The organism is Candidatus Hydrogenedentota bacterium (assembly GCA_012730045.1).
Taxonomy (GTDB): Bacteria; Hydrogenedentota; Hydrogenedentia; order Hydrogenedentales; family CAITNO01; genus JAAYBR01.
Window position 1 is genome coordinate 1 of record JAAYBR010000049.1, and the last position, 8,810, is coordinate 8,810.

7 protein-coding genes are annotated in these 8,810 nt (G+C 66.2%); 5 read left to right on the forward strand and 2 right to left on the reverse strand.

Features of this window, described 5'->3' with window-relative positions; genetic code table 11:
- The first annotated feature begins 504 nt into the window (after nt 1-504).
- From GXY15_05160 to GXY15_05180, 5 genes are all read left to right on the forward strand, one after another.
- Nucleotides 505-2,601, forward strand: coding sequence for a VCBS repeat-containing protein (locus tag GXY15_05160; protein ID NLV40601.1), 2,097 nt, complete (start codon nt 505-507; stop codon nt 2,599-2,601).
- A 95-nt stretch (nt 2,602-2,696) separates the two neighbouring features.
- Nucleotides 2,697-3,275: an MBL fold metallo-hydrolase gene (locus tag GXY15_05165; protein NLV40602.1), complete on the forward strand. Its 579-nt coding sequence runs from the start codon at nt 2,697-2,699 to the stop codon at nt 3,273-3,275.
- Nucleotides 3,272-5,401, forward strand: a complete 2,130-nt coding sequence (locus GXY15_05170) for a LysM peptidoglycan-binding domain-containing protein (protein ID NLV40603.1) — start codon at nt 3,272-3,274, stop codon at nt 5,399-5,401. The genes GXY15_05165 and GXY15_05170 overlap by 4 nt, the downstream gene beginning before the upstream one ends.
- A 35-nt stretch (nt 5,402-5,436) precedes the next feature.
- Nucleotides 5,437-6,408 (forward strand): 6-phosphofructokinase, encoded by a 972-nt coding sequence (pfkA, locus tag GXY15_05175; protein NLV40604.1) that lies wholly within the window; start codon nt 5,437-5,439, stop codon nt 6,406-6,408.
- Nucleotides 6,409-6,641: 233 nt separating this feature from the next.
- Entirely contained in the window at nt 6,642-6,791 is a 150-nt protein-coding gene (locus GXY15_05180) for a hypothetical protein (GenBank protein ID NLV40605.1), read from the forward strand.
- A gap of 584 nt (nt 6,792-7,375) precedes the next feature.
- On the opposite strand, the gene GXY15_05185 is transcribed toward GXY15_05180, so the two are convergent.
- Both GXY15_05185 and GXY15_05190 read right to left on the reverse strand, forming a co-directional pair.
- On the reverse strand, nt 7,376-7,945 hold the full coding sequence (locus GXY15_05185; GenBank protein ID NLV40606.1) for a hypothetical protein: 570 nt from the start codon (nt 7,943-7,945) through the stop codon (nt 7,376-7,378).
- Between the two features lie 97 nt (nt 7,946-8,042).
- Nucleotides 8,043-8,390: a GIY-YIG nuclease family protein gene (locus GXY15_05190; GenBank protein ID NLV40607.1), complete on the reverse strand. Its 348-nt coding sequence runs from the start codon at nt 8,388-8,390 to the stop codon at nt 8,043-8,045.
- Nucleotides 8,391-8,810: the final 420 nt, after the last annotated feature.

Sequence of the window (8,810 nt, forward strand, 5' to 3'; positions counted from 1 at the left end):
GAGGCTGGAAACCATTCTCTCTTCATTATCGGTGTTCATCGGTGGTTGCTCTTTGGGGGCGCAGTTCCCCCGCCCGCGACTAAGGGCGCAGGCATGCCTTGGCGGCTCCCCCCTATTGTGCGAGTGGTTCCGGAGGGGGGAACCACCGATGAACACCGATGAACACCGATAAAGCGTGCGGAGGCAGGGGGGGCGTTCCCAGGGAAGCCCTTTCTTCAACGACATTCCCGCCTCCGGGCGGTCAGGGGCTCGCAATGACAGGGGCATCGTTCGCGATGACGGGTTGAGCGGCGGTCTCGCGTTGGAATGAAGACGAGGCCGGCGGGACGCCGGCGGTACGGCAAGGGCGCCCCGCCGGGCCATCTCGTACCGCTGGCGTCCCGCCGGCCCTGTCTTTGATTTTTCCTGTTTCGCCGCCCATGTCCCCCTGCGCGCCCGGGTCCCCGGCTTGGTTCGTGACGGAGGCTTCGTGTACATTGGGTTGAAAAGAAGGAAGCCTGTCCCATGAATCTCCTCGTTTGTCCGTTGGTGTGCCTGACGGCGGCCCTTTCCCCGGTGCCGGAGCCGGAACATTGGGCGCACCGTCTCCAGCATAACGACCCGAACCTTGTCGTGGACCTCGGCGTGGGGCTGTGGGCGATCCCACTGCCCATGGACTATGACGGGGACGGGGATATGGACCTGCTGGTGTCCAGCGCGGATGTGCCGGCGCGGGGCGTTCAGTTCTTCGAGAATGACGGCTCGGGCGTGTTTCAGCCGGGCATCCTGCTGGACACGGAGAAGCGCCCCAATGTGACGGTTTCCTATGTGGACGGGGTGCCGAGGGTGTGCGAGCCGGGGAAATGGTATGCCGACTTTCCGAAGAACGGCTATGCCGCCCCCAAAGATGTTCCCTTCAAGCCGGATTTTCATATTGGCCGGGCCAACCAATGGCGGTTCGCGGACTATGACGGGGACGGCGCGGTGGACCTCATCCTCGGCATCAGCGACTGGCGGGACTACGGCTGGGACGACGCCTATGACGCCGACGGCCGCTGGACCGCCGGGCCGATTCACGGGTACGTGTATCTGGTCCGAAACACCGGAACCACGGAGGCTCCCCAATACGGGGCGGCCGTGAAGGTGGAGGCCGGCGGCAAGCCGGTGGATGTGTTCGGCTGTCCCTCGCCCAACTTTGTGGACTGGGACGGCGACGGGGACCTGGACCTTGTCTGCGGCTCTTTCCTGGACACCATCACCCTGTTTGAGAACACGGGCACCCGAACGGCCCCCGTGTATGCCGCGGGTCGGCCGTTGCTGTGCGGTTCGGAACCGCTCCGGATGGAACTGCAGATGCTCCAGGTCGCCGCCCTGGACTGGGACGGCGACGGGGACCCGGACCTCGTGGTGGGCAAGGAGGACGGGCGCGTGGCCCTGGTGGAGAACGACGGCGGCACCGTAAAGCTGCCCGTCTATTTCAAGCAGCGCGCGCGGCATGTGAAGTGCGGTGCCCTGAGCGCGCCCGTGGGCGCGGACTGGGATGGCGACGGCGACGAGGACATCCTCTGCGGAAACACGGCGGGGTTCGTGGAGTTCATCGAAAACCTCGGCGGGAATCCGGTGCGGTGGGCGGCCCCGGTGCGGCTGGAGGCCGGCGGGGAGGTCATCCGCTTCCAAGCCGGCCCCAACCTCTCCATTCAGGGCCCGGCCGAGGCGAAATGGGGCTACACCACCTTCTCCGTCGGGGACTGGGACGGCGACGGCCTGCTGGACCTCGTCTGCAACAGCATCATCGGGCGGGTCGTCTGGTTCCGGAACATCGGGTTGAAGGGCACCCCTCGCCTTGCCCCGGCGGAACCGGTTCGGGTGGTGTGGGAAGGGGAGACCCCGAAGCCGGGCTGGGTCTGGTGGACCCCCGAACCGGGCACCCTGGCCACCCAGTGGCGGACCACCCCGGTTATGGCCGATTTCAACGGCGACGGCCTCATGGACCTGGTCATGCTGGACCACGAGGGCTTTCTGGCCTTCTTTGAACGCACGGAACGGGACGGTGCGCGGATACTGCTCCCCGGCAAACGGGTGTTTCTGGCGGAGGACGCGAAACGGGAGGGGGCCTTTGACAGCAATGGACGCCCCACCTCCGCGGACTTTGACAAGGACGGCGAAAACGACTACTTCATGCGCGGCCCCAACGGGGAGACCCTTTTCCGGTGCAGGGATAGAAAAACGGACCGAGATGCCCTCCGTACGGCGGGGGGGCTCCTGCCTCATCCCCTCGACAAGGGCGTCCTGCGCCCGCTTCCGGGGCCGGTTCCCGTCCGGATGAATGTCTCCTGGGCCGGCGGCAGCGGCCGCCGCAAACTCGCCCTGACGGACTGGGACGGCGACGGCGACCTGGATGTTCTGGTGAACAGCCCCTCCGTCACGCTGCTTCGGAACCTGGGGGCTGCGGAAGGCGGCGTGCTGCTGCGGGACGAAGGGCCCCTGACGCCGCATGTGCTTGCGGGACACGACACGTCTCCGGGCCTGCTGGACCTGGAGGGAGACGGCCTGCCGGGGCTGGTCATCGGCGCCGAGGACGGCTACCTGTACCACTACCCCCGGACGCCCGACGGGTCCTGACGGGTTGCATCCGCCGCGCCGATGGGATAGCATAGCGGCATTCCGATCGGAGGAATTCCTTGAAAATTACCCCCTACGAGCTGACCCCCTTTGCCATGAACTGCTATGTCCTCGAGGACGGCGGCGAGGCGGTGGTGGTGGACCCGGGCGAGGCGTCGCCGGAGCTCCTGCGCGACCTGGCGGCCCTGTCCGTCAAGATGGTCATCAACACCCACTGCCACTGCGACCATGCGGGCGGGAATGCCGGGGTCATGGCCGCCACGGGCGCGCCGCTGGCCTGCCATGCGGCCGACATCCCGCTGCTGGAGGCCATCGAGCAGCAGGGCCGGATGTTCGGCGTGCACTTCCCGCCCTCCCCGCCGCCGGATGTGCTGCTGGAGGCGGGGCAGACCGTGACTTTTGGCGGCCAGCGTCTGGAGATTCGCCACGCCCCGGGGCACTCTCCCGGCCATGTGGTGCTCGTCGGGGACGGCTTTGTTCTCGCGGGAGACGTGCTTTTCGCCGGGTCCATCGGCCGGACCGATCTTCCCGGGGGCAGTTATGCCCAGCTCATTCATTCCATCAAGACGGAGCTCATGACCCTGCCGGATGAGACGGTCGTCCATTCGGGGCACGGTCCCGACACCACCATCGGCGTCGAGCGCCGCACCAACCCCTTCCTGGTGAACCCATGAGCGCTTTTCTCGCGTCTTTCCTGCTCCTGGCCTCGGCGGCGGTGGACCTGTCCATCGCCCCGGACCAGCCGCTGCCGTTCGTGTATGTGGACGACCCGCTGATTATCGAGCTTGTGTCCCCCGTGGACGCCGTCACCCGCATGAAGCTCCGCCTCACGGGAACGCATCTGCCCCAAGAGGACGATGTGACCCTGGGCGACATCCCCCTGGTGGCCGGCGCGCCGCGGTGGTGCGCCATCAAGGACGCCTCGCACCAGCGGGGGGCCTATCTTGCGGAGGTCGCCCTGGAAACCGCCGGGGAAGTCCAGAAACACAGCGTGCGCTTCTGCCGCATTGACCGGCCGGCCGCGCAGCATCCGCTGCCGCTCGCGGCCGTCCTTTCGGGAAAGGAAACCGCAGACCAGCTCATGGCCCAGCGCGCCGTCGGGCTTCGCGAGGTGGTCGTCGCCGTGGACGACCCCGAGTTTGCCGCCAAACTCGCCCAGGCCGCCGCCATGCGTTTCTCCGTGGCCGTGGCCGTCCCCGCCGCCGCGCCCGCCGCGCTTGTCCAGGAGGCCCTGGCGGACGTGGATCCGGGGATTTGCGCGCGGATCGTCCGGTGGGAAGTCGCCTTTGCGGGGGATGCGGCGGCCTTCTCCGAGCGCGTGAAAACCCTCAAAGAGACCGGCTGCCCGGCCCCTGTCGCCGTCGCCGTCGAGAGCGCCGACCGCTTCGCCGCCTTTCTGGACGCACTTCCCGCGACACCGGTACGCCAGTGCGTGCTTTCCGGTGAACCCGGCGCGGTGGACCGCGCCCGTCCCGAGGCGCTGCGCCGGGGCATGGTCGGATGGGAATACTCCTTTGTCCTGGGTCCGGCCGCCGCTGAGAAGGGCGACGGCTTTCAGAAGACTTTCCTGGGCCTGCTGCGCTCCGGATACACAGGCGCGGCCCTGGATGCCGACCTTGTTTTTGGCGGCGGGGAACCCCGGGAGATTGCGGCCTGGATCAACGGGCTGGCCTGCCGCCTTTCAGGCAGACGGTACGTCGGCGAATGCGCGGAGGTCACGGGTGGCGCGGCCTGGCTGTTCAGGGATTCAGCGAAGTGGCTTGCCGCCGTATGGGCTGCCGAAAAAGGCGTCCCCGTGGAGATTCCCCTCCAGGGCGCGGCCGGTGTCTCCGTCACGGACGGACTTGGAAACCCCATCCCGGGGGTGGACACCACCGGTGCCGCGCTCACGCTGGAGGCCGGACCCGTTCCGGTGTTTGTCTCCGGGGCGGGCGGGGGCATTTTGGGCGCCGCCGCCGCCCGCGAGGGACAACGGCAGGCCAGTGCCGTCCGCAAGGACGGGAACCTTTCGCCCCTTATGTCCGATGGCCTTCGCCGCCTGCTGGAAGGCATGGAAGGGGAGATTTCCGGGGCGTCCAGCAGGGCGCGGTTTCTGGAACTCGCCCGTTTTCTCCCCTCGCTGGAGACCGCACGCATGGCGGGACAGCCCGGCGCGGTCGCCGCGTTGGACGCCCTGACCGCCCTGGCCCGGACCCTTTGCGTGCTGGAGGAGGACCGGGGGGAACTGTTTGTCGAGCCCACCCAGGACCTCGTGGCCCGCAGCGAGGACCACCAGTCCCTCTATGTCACCGGTGCGACCATCCAGGACAACGGGATATCCCTCTACGGGGACTGGCTGCTGGAGGAGGTGCGGCGTCTCGTGCAGGAGGCCGAAACGGCCGACGCGTCGGGGCGCAAGGTGGAGGGCGCGGCCCTGGCCATGCTGGCCGAGGCCCGCGCACAGGGGCTTGCCCTAATCTCAAAGACCAAGGCGGCTCCGGCACCAGCACCTGCGGTTGCCCCCGCCGCCGAAGAAAAGACGGAGGAGGAGCCCGCGCCCGCCGAGAAGGAACCCGCCGAAGAGAAACCGGAGCAGAAGCAGGAGGCGGCAGTCCCCCCGGACGGCGAGGTGATCCATGTGGTGGCCTCCGGGGACAACCCGTACACCATCTCCAAGAAGTACGGGGTCTCCCTGGACGACCTGCTCAAATGGAACAAGTTGACCAAAAAGTCCCGCCTGAACATCGGCGACAAACTGGTGGTCAAGGGGGCCAAGGCGGCCCCCGCGCCAAAAGCGTCCTCGTCCAAGCGGCGGCGCTGACCCCCGAAGAACATGTTTTCAGGAGAATCCTCCCCATGAAGAGAATCGGTGTGCTGACCAGCGGGGGCGACTCGCCCGGCATGAACGCCGCGGTGCGCGCCGTCGTCCGCGCCGGCGTGGCCAACGGCCTCGAGATCTTCGGCGTGGAACGCGGCTACCAGGGCATGATCAAGGGGGCCATCCGGCCGCTGGACGCCCGGTCGGTCAGCGGTATCGTGAACCGCGGCGGCACGATCCTCAAGACCGCCCGCAGCAGGGATTTCCTGGAGCCGGAAGGCCGCGCGCGCGCGGCGGCGCAGCTGGCCGCCCACGGGATAGGGGGAGTTGTGGTCGTCGGGGGCGACGGATCCTACCGGGGCGCCGCCGCGCTCTACCAGGAGCACGGTATCCGGTGCGTCGGCCTGCCCGGCACCATTGACAACGACATCGGGGGCACCCAGTACACCATCGGCTTCGACACGGCCCTCAACATCGCCACCGAGGCGCTCGACCGCATCCATGACACGGCGGACTCCCATGACCGCATCTTCTTCGTGGAGGTCATGGGCCGCCATTCCGGGTTCATCGCCATCATGAGCGCCATCGCCGGGGGCGCCGAGGAGGTGCTCACGCCCGAGGAGCCCTCGGACATTCCGGGTCTGGTCGCCCGCATGCAGGACTGCCGCAAGCGCGGAAAGACCTCCATGATCGTCGTGGTGGCCGAGGGCGACGACGCGGGGGGGGCGGTGGACATCGCCAAACGTGTGGAGAAGGAATCGGACTTCAAGGATGTCCGGGTAACCATCATCGGGCACCTGCAGCGGGGCGGCAGCCCCACCGCGTTCGACCGCATCCTCGCCAGCCGGATGGGGGTCCGCGCCGTGGAGGCCCTGCTCGCCGGCGAATCGGGGGTGATGGTTGGGATCGAGAACCAGCAGATGGTGGTCCGTCCCCTCAGCGACTCCTGGGAAAAAAAGTCCCTGTTCGACCCCGAACTCCTGCGCGTGGTCCGCGTCCTCGGCGTCTGACATCCGGCCTTCCGTTGCCCGCCCGCAGGGGTGCCGCTTGCCGCGCTCGAGCAGTCGTGAAGACCCAGTCCGTCACGCGTAGGGGCGCCGCTTGCCGCGCCCGAGCAGTCGTGAAGACCCAGTCCGTCACGCGTAGGGGCGCCGCTTGCCGCGCCCTCTTCCTTTACACCGCGCGCGGTGGCGCCGTCTGCACCTATCTCATTCTGCGCCGCATGGAAAGCTCCGGCGGCATCATGAGCGAATGGGAACAGGTCGGCATCTCCCTCAGCCACCAAATCACCCTCACCAACCAGACACGGTTCCGCCAACTCGAATACCGCGTCGCCGCCGTCAACGGCGCCGGCGTCGGGGTCCCCAGCAACACCGTCGCCGTCGTCCTGTAACGGAGGGAAAGGCAAGCCCCCCGCCCGGAGTCCGATCCTCCGGGCGGGGGGGATGCGTTTGTTGGGTTCGTGGTGAAGGGGTATTAGGCGAAGACGCTGGGGGTTTCCGAGCACGAGATTGCCGCGCTTCGCTCGCAATGACGGATGGAGGCGTCATGGCGAGCGAAGCGAAGCCATCTCGTGCACGCAAACGCCCATCCTGCACGAGATTGCCGCGCTTCGCTCGCAATGACGGTTAATCGCGGGTCATGGCGAGCGAAGCGAAGCCATCTCGTGCATGCAAACGCCCATCCTGCACGAGATTGCCGCGTCGGCCCGGGGCGGCCGACTCGCAATGACGAGGGGAGCGCCGGTCTCGTGAAGAACTCTTCGTCAACGCGTCATTGCGAGCGAAGCGCGGCAATCTCGTTCCCGCCACACCTACGCTTCTGTCACGCCCGGCAACGCCCTGCCTACACGAGATTGCTTCACTTCGTTCGCAATGACGTTTAGTCGCGCGTCATTGCGAGCGAAGCGCGGCAATCTCGTTCCCGCCACGGCTACGCTTCTCTCACGTCCGCTGACGCCCTACCCTCCCTCTCAAGTCAGGGAGTGTCGGCGCCGTCGCGCATGCTGTCGTGTGACCGCATAACTTCATTTTCATGAGCAAGTATCTGAGCGTCAAGCTCCTTGAAACGCGCCGCATTTTTCTTCCTGTGCTTCATCCACGCCTTGTAGTTGGTCACGATGTCAATCTCATCATCGTCCGGATTGGGAAATCCTTGAAGGATGACTGCGGTATTCGTACCCGACAGCGCACCGACAAAAAGGTGCGGATTTCCATCAATCGCAAAGGCCCACGTGTCCACCTCGATCCGGTGATGATCCTTCGTGTAGCTGTCGTCCCACCAAGGCAACGCCCACCGAATGCGCAGTCTCCACTTCAATATGTTTCCGTCCTCATCCAGGGCGGGAACAGCACGCATAAGGCTGAGATCGCCCACCTGCATGTTCATGCCAATTCGGATGCTGCTGAGAAAAAGCCGTGTTATCTCTGTCGGCACCGGGGAGGACGCCTCCCCTAGCAAGATCAGTGCGCCACAACGCACAATTTTTTGGAGCGAGGCGTCCACCTCCGCCTCTTTCTCCGCGATAAGCCTCTTAAGCTGATCCATCTGAATCTCCAAGTAACCTGTTGATCCGGGGCCTAACCCGTCATTGCGAGCGAAGCGAAGCAATCTCTTGTCGGAAGCGCTTGGTCTATTCCACAACTCAGTTGTTCGTCGGCCTGTCTTCGCTATCTTCTCCCGTCGCCGGGGTCTCCTCCCTGCCAGAGGTGTCCATGAGATCGAGCCACTCCGGGTTTGCCGCCTCAATCAGCGCAATCTTCTTGGCGCGGGAGCCCGCCTTGATCCTCTTCTCCGCCATGATCGCTTGAATCATCGTGGGGAAGAACTCGGCAAACACCAGTTTGTTGGCTTTGTAGCGGCGGGTGAAAACACCTCCGCTCCCGGAGAAGTGCTCGGCCATTCTCCGCGACAGGTCGGAGGTGACTCCAGTGTAGAGCACCGTGTGGTGCTTGTTGGTGAGGATGTAGACGCAGGGCTCTTTTCTGCGCATGGCCGCCTCCCTGATGTTCATCGGCATTCTAGCCCAGCATGCCGGACGACTGTCAACCGCAGGCATGGCGGGAACGGGATTGCTTCGCTTCGCTCGCAATGACGTGTTTTCGGCTGGTTCAGCGCGAGACCGCCGCACACTCCGTCATTGCAAGTCGGCCGCTCCGGGCCGACGCGGCAATCGCGTACAGGATGGGCCGTGGCGGGAACGGGATTGCTTCGCTTCGCTCGCAATGACGGGTTTGCGGCTGGTTCAGCGCGAGACCGCCGCACACTCCGTCATTGCGAGTCGGCCGCTCCGGGCCGACGCGGCAATCGCGTGCAGGATGGACCGTGGCGAGAACGGGATTGCCGCGCTGCGCTCGCAGTGACGGGGTGCGCGGGGCCGTGGCGGGAACGAGATTGCCGCGCTTCGCTCGCA

Bases quoted from the DNA above. Each gene is read 5' to 3' on its own strand.
- GXY15_05185 (NLV40606.1), bottom strand. From the start codon at position 7,945: ATGGATCAGCTTAAGAGGCTTATCGCGGAGAAAGAGGCGGAGGTGGAC.
- GXY15_05165 (NLV40602.1), top strand. From the start codon at position 2,697: ATGAACTGCTATGTCCTCGAGGACGGCGGCGAGGCGGTGGTGGTGGAC.
- pfkA (NLV40604.1), top strand. From the start codon at position 5,437: ATGAAGAGAATCGGTGTGCTGACCAGCGGGGGCGACTCGCCCGGCATG.
- GXY15_05170 (NLV40603.1), top strand. From the start codon at position 3,272: ATGAGCGCTTTTCTCGCGTCTTTCCTGCTCCTGGCCTCGGCGGCGGTG.
- GXY15_05160 (NLV40601.1), top strand. From the start codon at position 505: ATGAATCTCCTCGTTTGTCCGTTGGTGTGCCTGACGGCGGCCCTTTCC.
- GXY15_05180 (NLV40605.1), top strand. From the start codon at position 6,642: ATGAGCGAATGGGAACAGGTCGGCATCTCCCTCAGCCACCAAATCACC.
- GXY15_05190 (NLV40607.1), bottom strand. From the start codon at position 8,390: ATGCGCAGAAAAGAGCCCTGCGTCTACATCCTCACCAACAAGCACCAC.